This window comes from Pseudomonas sp. UBA6699 (genome assembly GCF_002454615.1).
GTDB lineage: Bacteria > Pseudomonadota > Gammaproteobacteria > Pseudomonadales > Pseudomonadaceae > Aquipseudomonas > Aquipseudomonas juntendi.
Genome location: NZ_DKJF01000080.1, coordinates 64,134 through 85,224, shown reverse-complemented (window position 1 = coordinate 85,224; position 21,091 = coordinate 64,134). Strand labels below are relative to the sequence as shown.

At 62.3% G+C, this 21,091-nt stretch carries 19 protein-coding genes; 6 read left to right on the top strand and 13 right to left on the bottom strand.

Annotated features, from left to right (window positions below; genetic code table 11):
- Positions 1-15 precede the first annotated feature (15 nt).
- Positions 16-1,356, top strand: coding sequence for a hemolysin family protein (locus B3361_RS15695; RefSeq protein WP_009684513.1), 1,341 nt, complete (start codon positions 16-18; stop codon positions 1,354-1,356).
- Between the two features lie 94 nt (positions 1,357-1,450).
- Here the strand turns inward: B3361_RS15695 and B3361_RS15690 are convergent, their stop codons facing one another.
- The 8 genes from B3361_RS15690 to B3361_RS15655 all read right to left on the bottom strand — a co-directional run bounded on the left by B3361_RS15690 (position 1,451) and on the right by B3361_RS15655 (position 11,867).
- Positions 1,451-2,347 (bottom strand): peptidoglycan DD-metalloendopeptidase family protein, encoded by an 897-nt coding sequence (locus B3361_RS15690; protein ID WP_054905390.1) that lies wholly within the window; start codon positions 2,345-2,347, stop codon positions 1,451-1,453.
- An 80-nt stretch (positions 2,348-2,427) separates the two neighbouring features.
- The gene (locus B3361_RS15685) at positions 2,428-3,324 is read right to left on the bottom strand and encodes a response regulator (protein ID WP_286920270.1); all 897 of its coding nucleotides are present in this window, start codon (positions 3,322-3,324) and stop codon (positions 2,428-2,430) included.
- 162 nt (positions 3,325-3,486) lie between these two features.
- On the bottom strand, positions 3,487-4,257 hold the full coding sequence (gene phoU / locus B3361_RS15680) for a phosphate signaling complex protein PhoU (protein WP_009684510.1): 771 nt from the start codon (positions 4,255-4,257) through the stop codon (positions 3,487-3,489).
- 130 nt (positions 4,258-4,387) lie between these two features.
- A complete protein-coding gene (gene pstB, locus B3361_RS15675) occupies positions 4,388-5,221 on the bottom strand; it encodes a phosphate ABC transporter ATP-binding protein PstB (protein ID WP_009684509.1) in 834 nt (277 codons plus the stop codon).
- A 101-nt stretch (positions 5,222-5,322) separates the two neighbouring features.
- A complete protein-coding gene (gene pstA, locus B3361_RS15670; protein ID WP_154211365.1) occupies positions 5,323-6,939 on the bottom strand; it encodes a phosphate ABC transporter permease PstA in 1,617 nt (538 codons plus the stop codon).
- Between the two features lie 71 nt (positions 6,940-7,010).
- Positions 7,011-9,299: an ABC transporter permease subunit gene (locus tag B3361_RS15665; protein WP_154211359.1), complete on the bottom strand. Its 2,289-nt coding sequence runs from the start codon at positions 9,297-9,299 to the stop codon at positions 7,011-7,013.
- A 139-nt stretch (positions 9,300-9,438) separates the two neighbouring features.
- On the bottom strand, positions 9,439-10,437 hold the full coding sequence (locus B3361_RS15660; protein WP_009684506.1) for a phosphate ABC transporter substrate-binding protein PstS: 999 nt from the start codon (positions 10,435-10,437) through the stop codon (positions 9,439-9,441).
- Between the two features lie 140 nt (positions 10,438-10,577).
- Positions 10,578-11,867: an MFS transporter gene (locus B3361_RS15655; RefSeq protein ID WP_009684505.1), complete on the bottom strand. Its 1,290-nt coding sequence runs from the start codon at positions 11,865-11,867 to the stop codon at positions 10,578-10,580.
- 361 nt (positions 11,868-12,228) lie between these two features.
- On the opposite strand from B3361_RS15655, the gene B3361_RS15650 reads away from it, so the two are divergent.
- Both B3361_RS15650 and B3361_RS15645 read left to right on the top strand, forming a co-directional pair.
- A complete protein-coding gene (locus B3361_RS15650; protein WP_003253317.1) occupies positions 12,229-12,627 on the top strand; it encodes an acyl-CoA thioesterase in 399 nt (132 codons plus the stop codon).
- A gap of 71 nt (positions 12,628-12,698) precedes the next feature.
- A complete protein-coding gene (locus B3361_RS15645) occupies positions 12,699-13,595 on the top strand; it encodes a D-hexose-6-phosphate mutarotase (protein WP_054904326.1) in 897 nt (298 codons plus the stop codon).
- Between the two features lie 333 nt (positions 13,596-13,928).
- On the opposite strand, the gene B3361_RS15640 is transcribed toward B3361_RS15645, so the two are convergent.
- The 4 genes from B3361_RS15640 to purE all read right to left on the bottom strand — a co-directional run bounded on the left by B3361_RS15640 (position 13,929) and on the right by purE (position 16,437).
- A complete protein-coding gene (locus B3361_RS15640; RefSeq protein WP_029886438.1) occupies positions 13,929-14,462 on the bottom strand; it encodes a DUF3299 domain-containing protein in 534 nt (177 codons plus the stop codon).
- A 48-nt stretch (positions 14,463-14,510) separates the two neighbouring features.
- Positions 14,511-14,756: a GlsB/YeaQ/YmgE family stress response membrane protein gene (locus B3361_RS15635; protein ID WP_009684502.1), complete on the bottom strand. Its 246-nt coding sequence runs from the start codon at positions 14,754-14,756 to the stop codon at positions 14,511-14,513.
- A 96-nt stretch (positions 14,757-14,852) separates the two neighbouring features.
- Positions 14,853-15,935 (bottom strand): 5-(carboxyamino)imidazole ribonucleotide synthase, encoded by a 1,083-nt coding sequence (locus B3361_RS15630; RefSeq protein ID WP_029886439.1) that lies wholly within the window; start codon positions 15,933-15,935, stop codon positions 14,853-14,855.
- A 10-nt stretch (positions 15,936-15,945) separates the two neighbouring features.
- A complete protein-coding gene (gene purE / locus B3361_RS15625; RefSeq protein ID WP_009684500.1) occupies positions 15,946-16,437 on the bottom strand; it encodes a 5-(carboxyamino)imidazole ribonucleotide mutase in 492 nt (163 codons plus the stop codon).
- Between the two features lie 269 nt (positions 16,438-16,706).
- On the opposite strand from purE, the gene B3361_RS15620 reads away from it, so the two are divergent.
- A complete protein-coding gene (locus tag B3361_RS15620) occupies positions 16,707-17,324 on the top strand; it encodes a hypothetical protein (protein WP_009684499.1) in 618 nt (205 codons plus the stop codon).
- A 6-nt stretch (positions 17,325-17,330) separates the two neighbouring features.
- Here B3361_RS15620 and B3361_RS15615 read toward each other — a convergent pair whose 3' ends face one another.
- The gene (locus B3361_RS15615; protein ID WP_161891645.1) at positions 17,331-18,236 is read right to left on the bottom strand and encodes a LysR substrate-binding domain-containing protein; all 906 of its coding nucleotides are present in this window, start codon (positions 18,234-18,236) and stop codon (positions 17,331-17,333) included.
- A 182-nt stretch (positions 18,237-18,418) separates the two neighbouring features.
- Between B3361_RS15615 and aspA the strand changes: the two genes are divergently transcribed.
- On the top strand, positions 18,419-19,843 hold the full coding sequence (gene aspA, locus B3361_RS15610) for an aspartate ammonia-lyase (protein WP_029886441.1): 1,425 nt from the start codon (positions 18,419-18,421) through the stop codon (positions 19,841-19,843).
- A gap of 234 nt (positions 19,844-20,077) precedes the next feature.
- Entirely contained in the window at positions 20,078-21,070 is a 993-nt protein-coding gene (locus tag B3361_RS15605; RefSeq protein ID WP_054904325.1) for an AraC family transcriptional regulator, read from the top strand.
- Positions 21,071-21,091 lie beyond the last annotated feature (21 nt).

The window sequence follows — 21,091 nt, the reverse complement described above, 5'->3', positions numbered from 1 at the left end:
CGTAAAAACTCCATCATGGACCCTTCCCCTGGTATCAGCCTCAGTTCGTTATTCGCCGATTTCGGCATGATCATCTTTGCCTTCCTGCTGGTGCTGCTCAACGGCTTCTTCGTTGCTGCAGAGTTCGCCATGGTCAAGCTGCGCGCCACCCGGGTGGAGGCCATTGCCGAAGAGCATGGCTGGCGCGGCAACATTCTGCGTAAAGTGCACAACCAGCTGGACGCTTACCTGTCAGCCTGCCAACTGGGTATCACCCTGGCCTCGCTGGGCCTGGGCTGGGTCGGTGAGCCGGCGTTTGCCCACCTGCTGGAACCACTGCTGGCGTATTTCGGCGTCGACTCACCGGAACTGATCAAAGGCGTGTCGTTCTTCGTCGCCTTCTTCGTCATTTCGTACCTGCACATCGTTGTCGGTGAGCTGGCACCCAAATCCTGGGCCATCCGCAAACCGGAGCTGCTGTCGCTGTGGACTGCCGTACCGCTGTACCTGTTCTACTGGGCCATGTACCCGGCCATCTACCTGCTCAACGCCAGCGCCAACACCATCCTGCGCATCGCCGGCCAGGGCGAGCCGGGGCCGCACCACGAGCACCACTACAGCCGTGAAGAACTGAAACTGATCCTGCACTCCAGCCGTGGCCAGGACCCAAGCGACCAGGGCATGCGCGTGCTGGCTTCGGCCGTGGAAATGGGCGAGCTGGAAGTGGTCGACTGGGCCAACTCGCGCGAAGACATGGTCACCATCGACGCCCATGCGCCGCTGAAGCAGATCCTGGCCCTGGTGCGCCGCCACAAGTTCAGCCGCTACCCGGTGTACGACGCCGAGCGCGAGGAATTCACCGGCCTGCTGCACATCAAGGACCTGCTGCTGGAGCTGGCGGAGCTGGAGCACTTGCCCGAAGCCATCGACCTGGACGACCTCGCCCGGCCGCTTGAGCGCGTATCGCGCCACATGCCACTGGCCCAGTTGCTGGAGCAGTTCCGCAAGGGTGGTGCGCACTTTGTGCTGGTCGAAGAAGCCGATGGCAAGGTGATCGGCTACCTCACCATGGAAGACGTGCTGGAAGTGCTGGTCGGCGATATCCAGGACGAGCACCGCAAGACCGAACGCGGCATCCTCGCCTACCAGCCGGGCAAGTTGCTGGTCCGTGGCGACACGCCGCTGTTCAAGGTGGAGCGCCTGCTTGGGGTCGACCTTGACCACATCGAGGCGGAAACCCTGGCTGGCCTGGTCTACGAGACGCTAAAGCGCGTGCCTGAAGAAGAAGAGGTGCTGGAAGTCGAAGGGCTGCGGATCATCATCAAGAAGATGAAAGGGCCGAAGATCGTGCTGGCCAAAGTGCTCAAGCTGGATTGATGGCCATGGGGCTGCCGCGCAGCCCCTCTGGATTTGCGTATACCTGTAGGCGCGGCCTTGTGTAGCGATGGCCTGCCAAGCAGGCCCGACGCTCTCAAGGGTTACCCGCAGTAAAGTCCGGCAAGCCGCTGAGCGGCCTGTCGAACCGGTAAGGGATCGACTCCAGCGCCAAGCCTACGTTGCGCTGTACCACGAAATGCAGGTGTGGCCCGGTGCTGTTGCCGGTATTGCCCGACTTGGCCAGCATCTGCCCCTGGCGCACCCGCTGCCCCTCCTTCACCACCACCGAGTCGCGCATCAGGTGCAGGTAGACGCCCATGGTGCCGTCCGAGTGCAGCACCCTGACAAAGTTGCCCGACGGGTTGGGCTCGCGCCCGCTCTGGCTATTCTGCGTTTTCACCACCACCCCTTCGCGCGCCGCGATAATGGTGGTGCCTTCGGGCATGGCGATATCCATGGCATAGCGCCCCTTAGGCCCGAAATGGCTGACACGGCCATTGGGGCCCTGGGTCACGCGGAATGGCCCGCCAAGCCACGCGAACCCGTAGCGGAAGCCCTGCGGCCGCTTGCCCGGGTCACCCATGGCCTGCAGCAGGGTCGAGCGGTAATTCAGCAACAAACCGGGCCGCCCCCTCAGCACGCTGAGCATTTGCGTGGTGCCCGGTGGCAGCAGCCGGCGCACGATACGCGGGGCATCACCGCCCTGGGCGTTCACTAGGTTGTCCAGGCGCAGCTCGACCTCGACCGGAACATGCAGTTGGTTGCGTGCCGAAAAGCTCACACCGCCGTTGAACACTTTCGCGTTCAGGAACACTTGGCCTTCGAGCGTTTCGACCATGGGCTCAAGCAAATTCAACGGCCTGGCGCCAGGGCCGGGGCGGTCGGAATAGGAAATGACACCGGACTCGTCGGTGCTCTTGTAAAGGGTCACACCCAGGCTCGACGCCGAGGCCATGAAAAGTGCACAGAACAGCAGCAGGCGCCCGGGCATGATAGTGGCTTTTTGACAGTTGAGGTCTGTCGAAGACTAGCAGCAGGTTTAACGGCAAGTGTTGCAGTTGGTCGGATGGCTCAGGCCCCTGGGGTGAAATGCTTCTGCGCGGTGCCACGGGCAATCAGCCGCGACAGGTAATCGAGCTTCTGCGCATCCTGGTCGACGAACTTGAAGGTCAGTTGCAGCCAGTCGCTGTCCGGCTTGGGCTCCAGCGCCGCGACGGCGTGCAGATAGCCGTTCAGGCGGGCGACTTCGGCACTTTCGCCTTGCACCAGGTCCAACACTGCACCTTCCAGCACCTGTGGCAGCACATCGCCGCGGCGTACCACCAGCAGAGCCTCTTTCAGGCTTAACGCCTTGATCACGCACGGCTGCATGCCATCGGCCAGGCGCAGTTGCCCTTGCCCCCGACCGGTCGGGGTGGCCGCGGCCGGCGTGGGCGCCTTGGCCGCTGGCCTGGCAGCAGCCGGTGCCAGTGCCGGCGCTGCAACCTTTACCGCCTCCGGCTTGCCGACGGTCAGCGCACTCAAGGAATCGTTGGCGAACGCCGGGTTGGCGCGCGCCGGGGCGATGGCCGTCAGGCTGTCGAGCTTGCCGATCTTGGTCAGGGCCTTTTTCACCTTGGTCAGCAACTGCTCGTTGGTGAATGGCTTGCCGACAAAATCGGAAACACCGGCCTGGATCGCCTGGATGACGTTTTCCTTGTCGCCACGGCTGGTCACCATGATGAACTGCAGGTGCTTCAACGCAGGCTGCTGGCGGCACCAGGTGAGCAGTTCCAGGCCCGACATCTCGGGCATTTCCCAGTCGCACAGCACCAGGTCGAACGCCTCCTTGGCCAGCATGGCCATGGCCTTGCGACCATTGACGGCATCGTCGATCGCCATCCCCGGGAAGGCACTGCGCAGGCACTTGCGGACCAGGTCGCGGATAAACGGGGCGTCATCCACGACCAGCACATTCACTTTACTCATCGAAACTCCTTCTGAACCCGACTAGCCTACTGCCAAATACTGGCTACTTGCTACCACCTGGTAACGCCGGGCGTTCATCCGATCGTTCGCGGGTGCCTGCCGGCTCTCGGCCGTAAACGAAAACGCCCGGCCAAGGCCGGGCGTCGCTGCTCGGGGGCAACCTTACTTATCGTCAGATTCACCAGGAACATTAGCCTTTTCGCCATCGGCGGGCGCGGTGCCCTGCACTTCTGCAGTCATTCGCTTGAGGCCCATGTGACGCACATCGGTACCGCGGACCAGGTAGATCACCAACTCGGAGATATTGCGTGCATGGTCGCCAATACGTTCCAGCGAGCGCAGCACCCAGATCACGCTCAGTACCCGCGAAATCGAGCGCGGGTCTTCCATCATGTAGGTCACCAGTTCACGCAGGGCGGTCTTGTACTCCCGGTCGATGGTCTTGTCGTACTGAGCCACGGACAGTGCCAGGTCGGCGTCGAAGCGGGCAAAAGCGTCCAGCGCATCGCGGACCATGTTGCGCACCTGGTCACCGATGTGGCGCACTTCCACATAGCCCCGTGGCGACTCGCCTTCTTCACACAGCTGGATGGCCCGGCGGGCGATCTTGGTCGATTCGTCACCAATGCGCTCCAGGTCGATCACCGACTTGGAGATACTGATGATCAGGCGCAAGTCGGAGGCCGCCGGCTGCCGACGGGCGAGGATACGCAGGCATTCCTCGTCGATATTGCGCTCCATCTGGTTGATCTGCTCGTCAACCTCGCGCACTTGCTGGGCCAGGCCCGAATCGGCTTCGATCAGCGCGGTGACCGCGTCGTTGACCTGTTTTTCAACCAGCCCGCCCATGGCCAGCAGGTGGCTGCGCACCTCTTCCAGCTCGGCATTGAACTGCTGGGAAATGTGGTGGGTAAGGCTTTCTTTGTTGATCATGCTGTCGCTCCGCGAAGTTGCTAGCCGCTAGCTGCAAGCTTCAAGTGGTTCGTGTCGTTCCCTGGCTCCGCGCTAACCGCTTCATCTTGCAGCTTGCAGCTCGAAGCTTGCAGCTGCGCCAAAGGCGCTCTTAGCCGTAGCGACCAGTGATGTAGTCTTCGGTCTGCTTCTTCGCCGGGTTGGTGAACAGGGTATCGGTGTCGCCAAACTCGACCAGCTTGCCCATGTACATGAACGCGGTGTAGTCCGAAACACGGGCAGCCTGCTGCATGTTGTGGGTCACGATGACGATGGTGTACTTGGCTTTGAGTTCGTAGATCAGTTCCTCGACCTTGAGGGTCGAGATCGGGTCCAGCGCCGAGCACGGCTCATCCAGCAGCAGCACCTCAGGCTCCACGGCGATGGTGCGGGCGATGACCAGGCGTTGTTGCTGGCCACCAGACAGGCCCAGGGCCGACTCGTGCAGGCGGTCCTTGACCTCGTCCCACAGCGCCGCGGCCTTCAACGCCCACTCGACGGCCTCGTCGAGCACGCGCTTCTTGTTGATGCCCTGAATGCGCAGGCCATAGACCACGTTTTCGTAAATGGTCTTGGGAAAGGGGTTGGGCTTCTGGAACACCATGCCCACACGGCGGCGCAGCTCCGCGACATCTTCGCCCTTGCGGTAGATGTTGTTGCCATACAAGTTCACGGCACCCTGTACGCGGCAACCGTCAACCAGGTCGTTCATGCGGTTGAACGTGCGCAACAAGGTCGACTTGCCGCAGCCGGAGGGGCCGATGAACGCGGTCACACGCTGCTTGGGGATGTTCATGCTGACATCGAACAAGGCCTGCTTGTCGCCGTAGAACAGGCTTAGCCCCGGTACCTCGATGGCCACGGTTTCTTCGGCCAGGCGCAGGCCCTGCTTGCTGCGGCCCAGGGCAGACATGTCGATGCCGTGGGTGTGGGATTCGTTCTGCATGGTTGACTCCGTTTGTAGCTGCAAGCTTCGAGCTGCAAGCTGCAAGTTTGGGCAAAGCGGCAATCTGCTTGGAGCTTGCCGCTTGTGGCTTAAAGCTTCAATCAGCTGTCCAGCGCCTTGTACTTTTCGCGCAGGTGGTTGCGGATCCATACCGCCGACAGGTTCAGGGCCGCGATCACCAGCACCAGCAACAGCGCCGTGGCGTAGACCAGCGGCCGCGCGGCTTCTACGTTGGGGCTCTGGAAGCCGACGTCATAGATGTGGAAGCCCAGGTGCATGATCTTCTGGTCCAGGTGCAGGTACGGGTAGTTACCGTCAACCGGCAACGACGGCGCCAGCTTCACCACACCCACCAGCATCAGCGGCGCCACCTCGCCCGCAGCGCGGGCCACGGCGAGGATCATGCCGGTCATCATCGCTGGGCTGGCCATGGGCAACACAATCCGCCACAGCGTTTCGGCCTTGGTCGCACCCAGCGCCAGCGAGCCTTCACGCACCGTACGCGGAATGCGCGCCAGGCCTTCTTCGGTGGCCACGATCACCACAGGCACTGCCAGCAGCGCCAGGGTCAGCGACGCCCACAGCAAGCCTGGTGTACCCAGGGTTGGCGCGGGCAGCGCTTCGGGGAAGAACAGGCGGTCGATCGAGCCACCCAGCACATACACGAAGAAACCCAAACCAAATACGCCGTAGACGATCGCCGGCACCCCCGCCAGGTTGTTCACGGCAATGCGGATCAGCCGGGTTACCGGCCCCTGCCTTGCGTATTCACGCAAGTAGACTGCCGCAAGCACGCCGAACGGGGTGACGATCACGGCCATGATCAGGGTCATCATCACGGTACCGAAGATGGCCGGGAAGATGCCGCCCTCGGTGTTGGCTTCACGCGGGTCGTCGCTCAGGAATTCCCATACCTTGGCAAAGTAGGTGCGCAGCTTGGTAAAAGCAGACATGCCGTTTGGCTGGAGGGCGTGCACCACCTTGTTCAGGCTGATTTCCACTTCACGGCCGTTGCCATCGCGGGCCACCAGGCTGTCACGCGCGAGAGCCTGGTGCAGGCCGCCGAGGCGCGCTTCGATAGCCTGGTAGCGGCTGTTCAGTTCGGCGCGCTCGGCGTCCATGTCCGCCTGGGCGGTAGCGTCCAGCTTGCCGTCCAGCTCCAGCTTGCGGGCATGCAGCCGCAGGCGCTCCAGGCCATGGTTGATGGCCCCGATGTCTTTCTTCTCCAGTTGCTGCAATTCACCGTTGAGCTGGCTGGCACGCTTGAGCCGCGCTTGCAACTCGCTCCAGGCAGCCGGGCCTTCGGCAACCACCCGGCCCTGTTCCTTGACGCTGACCAGGTAGCCATAGAAGTTGCCCCACTCGCGGCGCTCCAGGGCCATCAGGTCGGCCGGGCGCTGCTCGTCGACCAGCCAATCGCCGACCACCCAGGTGAAATCGCTGCCATAGAGGTCGCGGTTACCGACCTTGATCAGTTCACGGCTCATGAACTCCGGGCCCTGGTCCGGTACCGGCAAGCCGGCACCTTTGAGGCGGGCACGCGGCACGTCCTCCTGCTGCACCACTTCGCCAATCACCACTTGGCCAGCCTGGCCCGGCACCTGGTAGGTGGCCTGCACCAGGTCGGCCGGCCAGAAGTGGCCCAGGCCGCGCACGGCGATGACCGCCAGCAGGCCAACGGTCATGATCACCGCCATGGCCACTGCGCCGCCGCTCATCCACACACCGGGGGCGCCGCTCTTGAACCAGCCTTTGAGGGAATCCTTTTTCACGGATCGCTACCTTTCTATCAAAGCGACGAGTATTTCTTGCGCAGACGCTGGCGAATCAGCTCGGCCAAGGTGTTCATGACGAAGGTGAACATCAGCAGTACCAGCGCGGCCAGGAACAGCACGCGGTAGTGGCTGCCGCCGACTTCCGATTCGGGCATTTCCACGGCCACGTTGGCGGCCAGGGTGCGCATGCCCTCGAACAGGTTCATTTCCATCACCGGCGTATTGCCGGTGGCCATCAGCACGATCATGGTTTCGCCCACTGCGCGGCCCATGCCGATCATCAGCGCCGAGAAGATGCCCGGGCTGGCGGTGAGGATGACCACACGGGTCAGGGTCTGCCAGGGGGTGGCGCCCAGCGCCAGCGAGCCCAGGGTGAGGCTACGCGGCACGCTGAACACGGCGTCTTCGGCGATGGAGTAGATATTGGGGATGACCGCGAAGCCCATGGCGATGCCGACCACCAGGGCATTGCGCTGGTCGTAGGTGATGCCCAGATCGTTGGTGATCCACAGGCGCATGTCGCCAGCAAAGAACCAGTTTTCCAGGTACGGGCTCATGGCCAGGGCGAACCAGCCGATCAGCAGGATCACCGGAATCAGAATCGCCGCTTCCCAGCCGTCAGGTACACGCAGGCGTATCGCCTCTGGCAGGCGGGTCCAGGCGAAGCCCACCAGCAGAATGCCGAACGGCATCAGCAGGAACAGGCTGAAGACCCCCGGCAGGTGACCTTCCAGGTAGGGGGCAAGGAACAGGCCGGCGAAGAAACCGAGGATCACCGTCGGCATCGCCTCCATCAGTTCGATCACCGGCTTGACCTTGCGCCGCATGCCCGGGGCCATGAAGTAAGCGGTATAGATGGCGGCGGCGACCGCCAGCGGGGCTGCCAGGATCATGGCGTAGAACGCGGCCTTGAGGGTACCGAAGGTCAGCGGCGACAGGCTGAGCTTGGGCTCGAAGTCGGTGTTGGAAGCGGTCGACTGCCAGACGTACTTAGGCTCGTCGTAGTTCTCGTACCAGACCTTGCCCCACAACGCGCTGAAGGAAATTTCCGGGTGCGGGTTGCGCAGGCTCAGCGGCAGCAGCTTGCCGCCTTGTTCGATGATGATACGGTTGGCACGCGGCGACAGGGCCAGGATGCCCGGGCCTTCGGCGACGGGTTCGACCAGCAGCGTACGGTGCGCCGTACTGTGGAACACTCCAAGCTGGCCGTTCGCGTCCAGCGCGATGAAGCCCTTGCGGCGCTCTTCGGCGTCGATCTGCACGATCGGTGCCTTGCCCAGCTGGAAGGTACGGATCTGCTTGAGGCGCGATTCGCCATCCGGGTCGCGGGCCATGAACCACTGGGCCAGGCCGCCCCTGGAGTCACCGACGATCAGCGAAATACCACCCACCAGTTGCCCCGTGGCGGTCACTTCGGTGTCGGCACTGTCGGCCAGTTTATAGCGGCCGTTGAGGCTCCTGTCGCGCAGGCTGAACACGTCGGCCGTGGCCCGGCCGTTGATCACGTACAGCCAGTGCTGGCGCGGATCGATGAAAATGTTCTTCACCACCTCGGTCATCTGCGGCAGGACGATGCGGTTCTGCTCCGTGGTGACTTCTTCGGTCAGCATGTTCTCGCTACGGGTCAACTCCAGCACCTGCAGTTGCGCACCGGTGGAGCCGGCCAGCACCAGGGTGTCACCGTTGGCATTGACGCTCACGTGCTCCAACGCACGGCCCTGCTCGTCGAGCACGAATGGCTGCTCGCCGTAGGGGTAGTCGATGCTGGCGGTAATCGCCTTTTTGTTGTCCGGGTAGGTGATCTTGTAGGCGTGGTGGAACACCAGCGCCTGACCGTTGGACAGGCCCAGCACCACCAGCGGGCTGCCCGGCTGGTCGGCCCCGATCGAAGTGACCTGGGTACCGGCGGGTACCGGCAGGTCGATGCGCTTGAGCGCTTGGCCGGTCTTGGCATCGAAGAACAACGCCTGGCCTTTGTCCGAAACCCGCATGCCCACCAGGTTCTGCTCTTCCAGCGCGATCATCAGCGGCTTGCCGGCATCCTGCTGCAGCCAGGTTGGCTGCAGGGCTTGCTTGCGCGTCAGCTCGGCGCCCTGGAACAGCGGCAGCACTACATAAGCCAGGTAGAAGAAGATCAACGTAATGGCGGCCAAAACGGCAAGGCCGCCCACCAGCACATACCAGCGGGTCAGGCGGTCCTTGAGCGCGCGCAAGCGGCGCTTGCGTTGCAACTCGGGCGTATTGAAATCAATGCGCACGGGCTGGGGTTTTTGGGTCATGTTGGAGTTGGCCAGATCATTCATGCGCACACCCTAGCGGTCCCGTGTGACAAAAACATTACAAAATGGTGACGCGCGAAAGCCCGCCGCACAGGTTACCTGGCTTCGGGCCGGGAATTCGGGGGAGAGGCCGGGCGGTGGCACCGGCCTCCCCTGCAATCACTTACTGCTTGGCAACGCTACCGGCATGGGACAGGCCCAAATCTGCCAGGGTCTTGTCGACGACCTTGGCCGGCAGCGGGATGTAGCCGTCCTTGACCACCACCTGCTGCCCAGCCTGCGACAGCACCAGCTTGACGAACTCGGCTTCCAGCGGCGCCAGTGGCTTGTTCGGCGCCTTGTTCACGTACACGTACAGGAAGCGCGACAGTGGGTAGGTGCCGTTCAGGGCGTTGGCTTCGTTGTCTTCAACGAACGCGCTGCCTTCTTTCTTGGCCAGGGCTACGGTCTTGACGCTGGCTGTCTTGTAGCCGATGCCCGAGTAACCGATGCCGTTGAGCGAAGAGCTGATCGACTGCACGACCGAAGCCGAACCGGGTTGTTCGTTGACGTTAGGCTTGAAGTCGCCTTTGCACAGGGCCTCTTCTTTGAAGTAGCCATAGGTGCCGGAAACCGAGTTGCGGCCGAACAGCTGGATCGGCTTGTTGGCCAGGTCGCCGGTCACACCTACATCACCCCAGGTCTTGACCTCGGCCTTGCCCCCACACAAGCGGGTCGAGGAGAAGATGGCATCGACCTGCGCCATGGTCAGGCCCTTGATCGGGTTGTCCTTGTGCACGAACACGGCCAGGGCGTCGACGGCAACGGGAATAGCGGTCGGTTTGTAGCCGTACTTCTGCTCGAAGGCTTGCAGCTCGACGTCCTTCATCTTGCGGCTCATCGGGCCGAGGTTGGCAGTGCCTTCGGTCAACGCAGGTGGCGCGGTGGAGGAACCCGCCGCCTGGATCTGGATGTTTACGTTCGGATATTCCTTCTTGTAGGCCTCGGCCCACAGCGTCATCAGGTTGGCCAAGGTGTCGGAGCCGACGCTGGAGAGGTTGCCCGAAACACCGGTGGTCTTGGTGTACGTCGGGATCGCAGGATCGACAGCGGCCACCGCGTTGGCGGTTGCAACGCCAGCGGCGGCGAACGTGAGGGCCGCCATCAAACGCTTCAGTTTCATGCCTTGCTCCTAGCAGGAATATTGGGGTGCTGGATGGAACGGGCCCCAGTATCGGCAGGCCGCATGAACACGATATGACCTAATTGTGACAAATGGATTAAAGGCCATCATTTGAGGGCCGCGCCAACCGCCAGCGCAGCTCAGCGTTTGTTGGCGAGCAGATAAACCCCTACGCCCAGCCCGACGGCACACAACCCCGCCACATAGTAGGCCGGCGCCATGGGGCTGATCTTGAGCAGCGCCGTCACCACCATCGGCGTCAGCCCGCCAAAGATCGCGTAGGCCACGTTGTACGAGAACGACAACCCACTGAAGCGCACCACCGCCGGGAACGCCTTGACCATCACATAAGGCACCGCGCCGATCACTCCCACGCACAGGCCGGTTACCGCATACAGCGGGAACAGCAACTCGGGCCGGGTTGGCAAGCTATGGTAGAAGCTCCAGGAGGTTATCAGCAGCAACAGGCTGCCAATCACGAACACTCGGCCCGCGCCAAATCGGTCCGCCAGGCTGCCAGCGCTGATGCAGCCGAAGCTGAGCAGTACGATGGCCAGGCTGTTGGCCTTGAGCGAGTCGGTGGGGCTGATGTGGTAGATGCTCTGCAACAGCGCCGGGGTCATCAGGATGAGCACGACGATGGCCGCCGACAGCATCCAGGTCAGCAGCATCGACAAGATGATCGCGCCACGATGGTCGCGCAGCACCGCACGCAGCGGTAGCTCTTCTGCCAGGGCCTTGCGCTGCTGCATCTCGGCGAATACCGGCGTTTCGTGCAGCCAGCGGCGCAGGTAGACCGAGAACAGGCCGAACACGCCACCCAGCAGGAAGGGGATGCGCCAGGCGTAATCCGCGACTTCTGCAGGGCTGTAGACCGTGTTGATCAGCGTGGCGACCAGCGACCCCAGCAGAATGCCCGAGGTCAGGCCGGCCGTGAGGGTGCCGCAGGCGTAACCGGTGTTACGCGCCGGTACGTGCTCGGAAACGAACACCCAGGCGCCCGGCACTTCCCCTCCGATCGCAGCGCCCTGGATAACCCGCATCAGCAGCAGCAGGATCGGTGCCCACATGCCGATCTGGGCATACGTTGGCAGCAGACCCATGATCAGCGTCGGCAGGGCCATCATGAAAATGCTCAGGGTGAACATCTTCTTGCGCCCGAGCAGGTCGCCAAAGTGGGCCATGATGATGCCGCCCAGCGGCCGCGCCAGGTATCCGGCCGCGAAGATGCCGAAGGTTTGCATCAGGCGCAGCCACTCGGGCATGTCGGCCGGGAAGAACAGCTTGCCGACCACCGTGGCGAAGAACACGAAGATGATGAAGTCGTAGAACTCCAGCGCCCCGCCCAGTGCGGACAGTGAGAGGGTCTTGTAGTCACTGCGGGTCAGCGGCCGCGAGGGCTGCTCGATACTGCTCGGCACGGAAGTCATCGCTGGTTGTTCTCTTTATAGGGCATGCAGGCCGCTGGGCGCGCGGCTTCTGGATTGGGAGACCAGCGAAGATAGCAAATTGCCGAGGCGTGCTGATAGCGCTACAAAAACCCTACAGATATTCACGAATGTGCGGTCGTCGCTGGCCGTTATGCTCTATATACTGGCAACTCGTAGGAAAAGGTTGCGCCTAACGTGGGATGTTGTGCGAAAACGCCGGTCTTTATTGTCAGGCGGTTTCGCAGAGTTTCCCTACGGCCGCCCAGTGAAACGAAATCGGCGTAGTATGTTTCAAGCTGAATCGTTTACCCGGCCCTCGCGCCACACCAACGAAAGCGTCACGGGTCAGAGGCCCCATCGCATGATTGAGCTCGAACAAGAAGATCCTATCCCGCAGGGCGACCTGGCCTTGCAGATCACTGCACTCCCGCGCGAGACCAATGGGTTTGGCGACATCTTCGGCGGCTGGCTTGTCGCCCAGATGGACCTGGCCGGCACTGCCATGGCCAGCCGTGTCGCCGGTGGCCGGGTAGCCACCGTGGCCATCGACCGCATGGCGTTCCTCGTGCCGGTCGCCGTGGGCGCGCAGCTGTCGTTCTATACCCAGACCCTGGAAATCGGCCGTAGCTCGATCCAGATGATGGTCGAAGTGTGGAGCGACGACCCGCTGTCCAGCGAATGGCGCAAGGTCACCGAGGCGGTATTCGTCTTCGTCGCCATCGACGGCAGCGGCCGCACGCGCTCGGTGCCTCGTCGCTGAGCCTTGCCGGCGGTAAACTCATTGCAGGTGCCCGGGTCCAAGGCCCACTGGCAATCAATGAGACAAGTGCAATGGCAACCTTCCAGGTCGTAACCGAGCAACATGGCGAACTGAACTGCTGGCGTATCAGCAGCAACCACGCCGAACTCCTGATCGCCCAGCAGGGCGCACAGATCCTCAGCTACCAGCGGGTGGGCGAGCCGCCACTGCTGTGGCTGAGCGACCAGGCCATCTTCGGCAAGGGCAAGTCGGTGCGCGCCGGGGTACCCGTGTGCTGGCCGTGGTTCGGCAACCTGCAGCGTAACCCCCAGGCTGTGCAGGCCATGTACAACGGAGCGCAGGCGCCTGCCCACGGCCTTGCGCGCGCTCGAGACTGGCAATTGCTGGGTATCGAGGAAGTCGGCCAGCAACTGCAGATCGAATTCGCGCTGCCAGAAGCGCAGGGTCAACTGCCCGACTGGCCGCATTCAGTCGAACTGAAACTGATGGTAGCGCTTGGCGCGGACCTGAAACTGAACCTCACCAGTCGCAACGTGGGCACTGCACCCGTCACCATCAGCCAAGCCCTGCACAGCTACTTTGCGGTCAGTGACGTGCGCCAGGCCCAGGTCGAAGGGGTGGAGGGGCTGAGTTACATCGAAACCTTGGCTGACTGGCAACAGCGCCAGCAGCAGGGGCCGCTCACGTTCACCGGGGAGACTGACCGGATCTACCTCGGCGCCCCGCAAACGCTGAGCATTGTCGACCCGCACTGGAACCGGCGGATAACCCTGACCAGCAGTGGCTCGCGTTCGGCGGTTATCTGGAACCCCTGGACCGAACGGGCCAGGGAGCTGCCGGACATGGCCGATGAGGGTTGGCAACGGATGCTATGCATCGAGACGGCGAATGTGTGGGATGACCTGGTGGAGTTGAAGCCTGGGGTCAGTCATTCGCTGGGCGTGGTGCTGGCTAGCGAAGCGCTTTGAGTACCCGGGACCGCTGCGCGGTCCTTTCGCGACACAAGGCCGCTTGTGTCTTGAGAGGGGATTAGAATCTGCAGTGAGAGCGGTGAATGACAAGCTGAATGCCGCAGGTGCCTAGAGCACGAGCAGGAGCAGAAGCTGTCATTCACCGTTCCACTTGTGGGAGCGGGCGTGCCCGCGAACACCGGCGCAGCCGGTGCCAGACACCGCGTCGCCTGCTTCGCGGGCAAGCCCGCTCCCACAATGAATCGCGCAGGCTTTTCAAATTTTGGGAAAGACAGTTGCTCCTACTGGCGATCGCGTGCCGTTGCAGGTGCGGCCTTGTGTGGCGAGGGCTCAGAGGTCGGCGTCTTCCACCACCCTCACCTTTCCGGCATCCAGCGCATAGGCGGCATCGGCCAGATCATTGCTGACCTTCTCCACCTTTAATTTGCCGGTGACCCACAGTGGGGTGTAGATGTCATCGATCTTCAGGCCTTTCGGGTAGCGCACCAGCACCAGCTGATTGGGCGGCGGAGGCGGTACGTGGATGCACGCGCCCGGGTACGGCACCAGGAAGAACAACGTGCTGTTACCCTTGGCATCGCTTTCCAGCGGTACCGGGTAACCGCCCAGGCGGATGTCCTTGCCATTCATGGCTGGCACGGTCTTGGTGGAATACATCACCGCCGGCAGGCCCTTGCTCTGCTTGAGGCCGCCCTTGTCGGTGAAGGTACCCATGGCTTCCGGCGAGTTATGGTCGATTTCGGGCATCTGCTCGAGCGCCTTCTGGTCCGACTTGGGCATCAGCTCCAGCCAGTCGGTTTCAGGCAGTTCGGCATGGGCCAGGGTACTGGCCAACAGCAGGGGCAGGAGAAAAAAGGCACGCATGACAATGCTCGGCAACTCGATGGAATTGCCGAGCATTCTAACCGGTATTCAGCGTTTCTTGATGAACCCGTAGATCACCAGAAGGACAATGGCACCGACCAGCGCGCCGAAGAAGCCCGCTGCCTGCCCAGCCTGGTAAATGCCCAGCGCCTGGCCGCCATAGGTGGCCAACAGCGAACCGGCAATACCCAGCAGGATGGTCATGATCCAGCCCATGCTGTCGTCGCCTGGTTTGATGAAGCGGGCCAGTAGGCCGACGATGAGGCCGATGAAGATGGTTCCGATGATGCCCATGGCAATCCCTCTGCAGTGAAAATGGAACAAGCCAAAGCCTAGACAGCGCTTCGACTTGTTGCCATTTCAGAGGGCAAGCCGCTGGTAGAAGTTCGATCAGTTGCTGATCAGGGCCTCTACCTCGGCAATTTTGCGCTCGAGGGTAGCCATGTCGTGGCAGCGCAGGGTGGCGTGGCCAACCTTGCGGCCGGCCTTGAAAGCCTTGCCGTAGTGGTGCAGGTGGCAGCCATCGATGGCGATCACCTTGTCCACGGCAGGCACTTCACCGATGAAGTTGAGCATCGCACTCTCGCCCACCTTGGCGGTGGAGCCCAGCGGCAGGCCGGCCACCGCGCGCAGGTGGTTCTCGAACTGGCTGCATTCGGCACCTTCGATGGTCCAGTGCCCGGAGTTGTGCACGCGCGGGGCGATTTCGTTGGCCTTCAGGCCACCGTCGACTTCGAAGAACTCGAACGCCATCACGCCCACGTACTCCAGCTTTTGCAGTACACGGCCTACATAGTCTTCAGCCAAAGCCTGCAGCGGGTGTGCCTGGCTGGCCACCGACAGGCGCAGGATGCCGCTCTCGTGGGTGTTGTGCACCAGCGGGTAGAAGCGGGTTTCGCCATCACGGGCCCGTACGGCCACCAGCGAGACTTCGCCGGTAAAGGGTACAAAGCCTTCCAGCAGGCAGGGCACGCTGCCCAGCTCGGCGAAGGTATCAACCACGTCTTCAGGCGTGCGCAGCACCTTCTGGCCCTTGCCGTCGTAACCCAGGGTACGGGTTTTCAGCACGGCTGGCAGGCCGATGCTGGCGACTGCGGCGTCCAGGTCGGCTTGCGAGAGGATGTCGGCGAAAGCCGGGGTAGGAATACCCAGGTCGCGGAACATGCTCTTCTCGAACAAGCGGTCACGGGCGATGCGCAGCGCTTCGGCGCTGGGGTAGACCGGTACGAACTGCGAGAGGAAGGCCACGGTTTCGGCCGGGACACTCTCGAACTCGAAGGTCACCAGGTCAACTTCGTCAGCCAACTGGCGCAGGTGCTCCTGATCGCCGTAATCGGCCCGCAGGTGCTCGCCCAGAGGCGCAGCGCAAGCATCCGGCGCCGGGTCGAGGAAAGCGAAATTCATGCCCAGCGGGGTACCCGCCAGGGCCAGCATGCGGCCCAGCTGGCCGCCACCGATTACACCGATCTTCATGGGTTGAGCCTCAAGCCTGGCGCGGGTCTGGGTTGTCCAGCACGGTGTCGGTCTGTTCCGTGCGGAATTGCTTCAGCGCAGCGTGGAATTGCGGGTATTTGGCACCCAGGATGCTGGCCGACAACAGCGCCGCATTCACTGCACCGGCACGGCCGATGGCCAGGGTGGCAACCGGTACGCCGGCTGGCATCTGCACGATCGACAGCAGCGAGTCGACGCCCGAGAGCATCGACGACTGCACCGGCACGCCCAGCACCGGCAGGTGGGTCTTGGCGGCGCACATGCCCGGCAGGTGGGCAGCGCCACCAGCACCCGCGATGATCACCTCGATGCCACGGCCCTCGGCCTCTTCGGCGTACTGGAACAGCAGATCCGGGGTGCGGTGGGCGGACACCACCTTCACTTCGTAGGGAATGCCGAGTTTTTCCAGCATATCGGCGGTGTGGCTAAGGGTGGACCAATCGGACTTGGAGCCCATGATCACGCCAACCAGTGCACTCATCGTCGAGCCTCTCCTGCAAGCGCCTTCTGGCGCGCTATAAAGCAACAAGCCACGCGGGTAGGCCGGCGTGGCTTGTCATACGGATTCTAATCGGCCCGGTGGCCGAAGGCGCGGGATTGTAGCGTACTTGCAGGCGGGCCGCCCACCCCTGCAAGCACATGACAGATAAAAGGGCAAGCTGTCTCGCGGGACAACTTTTTCCGGCTGCGACGCGTAACGGCAGTTGCAAGAGGATTGAACACCCCTGTTCAAACTTCTTGGAGAAAAAGATGGCCAGACCATTTTTCACCTCACTGCTGTTTTGCATGACGATGGCCCTTCAGGCCTCCCCCACATGGGCTGCGAGAACCTTGGTGGTTACTATCTATCCGCACGATGAACTAGCCGATGTGAGCGACAAACAGATCGATAAAGACTACGTGCAGCCGTGGCTGGAAGAAATGCGCAGAATCAGCAATCACTCAATTGAGGTCATCTTCAAGCGTGATGTTGCAGGCATTACCGATATTCCTTATCGCCAGATGCCTCCAGAAGATACCCACAGGGTCTTCAGCGCTGCAGCGCATCCACAGTTCAGGTGGCAGAAATCGATTTTGCTGACGCGCGATAGTTTCGGCCTCAATAGCGAAGGCGCAGAACACCTTGGCCTGGCCAAATTGGGCTATGCCCACGCGATCGCCTCAATGACCAGCTATGGCACCCTGGGGCATGAACTGGGTCACTTGATGAACGCCACTCACGAGGCAGCAGAGCTACGCTACAACCCATGGCCATGCGAGACCTTTGTCTATCCGGCCCGCTTCTCGCTTCGGGCCAATTGCTACCGCTACAGCGACCAGAACAGAGCGGCCATCGCCAATCACCTTGATCACGCGCTTCGTAACTGAAGAGGCTCACTCTGGCGCAGGCGTATTTTCCAGCTTGCGCCAGAGTAACCGCACGTTGGCCTTACGCACCAAGGCGCAGCGGTACAGGCGGATTTCCAGTGGTACATGCCACTGGCTGCCTCCGCAGATCGCCAACTCACCGCGTTCCAGCTCGCCCCGCATCGAAAGCCGGGGCACCCAGGCGATGCCCATGCCTTCCAGCGCCATGCTTTTGAGGCTGTCCGCCATGGCGGTTTCATAAACGGTGGTATAACGCACATTGCGCTGGCGCAGCAGCAGGTTGACCGACCGCCCGAGGAAGGCCCCGGCAGTATAAGCCAGCAGTGGCACGCTACTTTCACCTTCCAGGTCGAACATGGGTCTGCCGTCGGCGCCCACCGCGCATACCGGCACCATTTCGGTATTGCCCATGTGCAGCGACGGGAAAATCTCGGCATCCATCTGCAAGGCGGCGTCCGGGTCGTAGAACGCCAGCATCAGGTCGCAGCCGCCCTCGCGCAGTGCATGCACGGCATCCCCTACGTTAGTCGCAACCAGGCGGGTGGCGATATTCAGGCCGTCATTACGCAGCTGTGCCACCCAACGCGGGAAAAAGCCCGACGCCAACGAGTGCGCTGCAGCCACCTGAATGACCTCCCCCTGGCCACCCTCAAGGTGATGCAAATGGCGGAGAATTTCGCCCAACTGGTCGACAACCGTGCGCGCCGTAACCAGAAACAGCTGCCCGGCCTCGGTCAGCTCTATCGGCGTGCGGGAACGGTTGACCAGTTGCAGGCCCAACGCTGCCTCAAGGCTGCGGATACGCCGGCTGAAGGCCGGTTGGGTGACGAAGCGCCGCTCTGCCGCCTGGGAAAAACTGCGGGTGGCGGCCAGCGCACTGAAATCTTCCAGCCATTTGCTTTCAAGGTTCACGAAGCACATCTCCCGTCGTGCACCAAAATGGAACACGCTCGAATTTCGATTGGCGTCACATGAATCACTATGCCGTTTGTGCATAGGTTAGCGTGCAACAGCATTGGCCGCAAAATCCCCTTAAGGCCTAGGATTGGCGCCATTCCGGCATGTGCCGGGTCAACATCGAGATGATATACATCATGTCCGCTGCTGCATCGTTCCGCGTCGAAAAAGATCTGTTGGGCACCCTGGAAGTACCTGCCGATGCTTACTACGGCATCCAGACCCTGCGCGCTGCCAACAACTTCCACCTCTCCGGTGTTCCGCTGTCGCACTACCCGAAACTGGTAGTGGGCCTGGCGATGGTCAAGCAGGCTGCTGCCGACGCCAACCGTGAGCTGGGGCACCTGAGCGATGCCAAGCATGCTGCCATCAGCGCCGCCTGCGGCCGCCTGATCAAGGGCGACTACCACGAGCAGTTCGTGGTCGACATGATCCAGGGTGGCGCCGGTACGTCCACCAACATGAACGCGAACGAAGTCATCGCCAACATCGCGCTGGAGGCCATGGGCCACCAGAAGGGTGAGTACCAGTACCTGCACCCGAACAACGATGTGAACATGGCGCAGTCGACCAACGACGCCTACCCGACGGCCATTCGCCTGGGCCTGCTGCTGGGTCACGATGCCCTGCTGGCCAGCCTCGAAAGCCTGATCCAGGCATTCGCCGCCAAAGGCAAGGAATTCGACCACGTACTGAAGATGGGCCGGACCCAGCTGCAGGACGCCGTGCCGATGACCCTGGGCCAGGAATTCCGTGCCTTCGCCACCACCATGACCGAAGACCTGCAGCGCCTGCGCTCGCTGGCGCCGGAGCTGCTGACGGAAATCAACTTGGGCGGTACCGCCATCGGCACCGGCATCAACGCCGACCCTGGCTACCAGGCCCTGGCCGTACAACGCCTGGCAATCATCAGCGGCCAGCCGCTGGTACCGGCTGCCGACCTGATCGAAGCCACCTCCGACATGGGTGCCTTCGTACTGTTCTCCGGCATGCTCAAGCGCACCGCGGTCAAGCTGTCGAAGATCTGCAACGACCTGCGCCTGCTGTCCAGCGGCCCACGCACCGGCATCAACGAAATCAACCTGCCAGCGCGTCAGCCAGGCAGTTCGATCATGCCAGGCAAGGTCAACCCGGTTATCCCGGAAGCCGTCAACCAAGTCGCCTTCGCCATCATGGGCAACGACCTGGCCCTGACCGTTGCTGCCGAAGGTGGCCAGCTGCAGCTGAACGTCATGGAGCCGCTGATCGCCTACAAGATCTTCGACTCGATCCGCCTGCTGCAACGCGCCATGGACATGCTGCGCGAGCACTGCATCGTCGGCATCACCGCCAACGAGCAGCGCTGCCGTGAGCTGGTCGAACACTCGATCGGCCTGGTCACCGCCCTGAACCCATACATCGGCTACGAAAACGCCACCCGTATCGCCCGCGTTGCCCTGGAAACCGGCCGCGGCGTGCTGGAACTGGTGCGTGAAGAGAAGCTGCTGGACGAAGCGATGCTCAACGACATCCTGCGTCCGGAAAACATGATCGCGCCACGCCTGGTTCCGCTGAAGGCGTAACCGGCTGCTGCACACTGTCTCACCAGGTTAAGGGACTAGACACCTCTCAACCTTTCCAAGCCCGGGCTTATGCACCGGGCTTTTTTTTGCCTGCTGGCTTGCGCAGGCGCGTGCCCTGCCTACACCGGTAGGCGTGGGAGCGGCCTGGCGCCGCAAAGGGGCTGCACAGCCGCCTTTGAATATCGGCACACAACTTGCTCCATAATGTGTTCCAGGCCCACGGGATTACCCAGCATGCTGCACAGCCACCTGACCACCCTCAACGCGGTTTCGCTGATACTCAACGTCTTCCAGGCAGACGGTGCTGAGGCTTCGGCGCTGCTCGCCGGTAGCGGCATTGGCCCGGCAGACCTGGGGCACGCCGACGCGCGCATCACCACACAGCAGGAACTGCAAGTGTGTGCCAACGCCGTGGCCCGGCGGGAAGACATCGGCCTGGAGCTGGGCCAGCGCATGCATGTGTCGTGCTATGGCATGCTCGGTTACGCCCTGCTCTCCAGTGCCACTTTGGGTGACGCCCTGCGCCTGGCGCTTCAGTATCCGGCACTGCTGGGAACAGTCTTCTCGCTGCGCTTGCGCGACGATGGCCAACGCATCTGGTTCAGCGCCAGCGAGTACCACGACAACCCGGCATTGAGCGCTTTCAATGCCGAGTTCTGCCTGGTTTCGCTGAAAGTCATCTGTGACGACCTGCTTGGCCGCCCATTGCCGCTGCTGGAGGCACGCTTCGAGCACCCTCGGCCTGACTACCATGCACGCTATGCCGGTGCGTTCCAGTGCCCAGTGGTGTTTGCGGCGCAAGACAATGCCTTTGCCTTCGAGCGGCGCTGGCTGGATACGCCGCTGCCGTTGGCTGACCCGATCACCCACAAAGCCATGAGTGAACGCTGCCGGCGCCTGAACCTGGAATTCACGGGTCGCCAGGCCTGGCTGGGGCGGATTCGCCAGTTGCTTACGCAACAACTGGACGCCGCGCCAGGGCTGGACGGGCTGGCACGGCAGATGAACTGCTCGTCGCGCACGTTGCGCCGGCATTTGCAGGCGCTGGGTAGCAGTTACCAGCAGTTGCTGGACGAACTGCGGTTCGAGCGGGCCAAGCAGTTGCTGGCCGATGAGCAGATGCCAATCTACCGCATTGCCGAAACCCTGGGGTTCAGCGAAACGGCCAGTTTCCGGCATGCCTTTCAGCGTTGGAGTGGTGTAGCGCCCAGCCATTTCCGCGGCTGACCTGTGCTGGCTGCTTCGCGG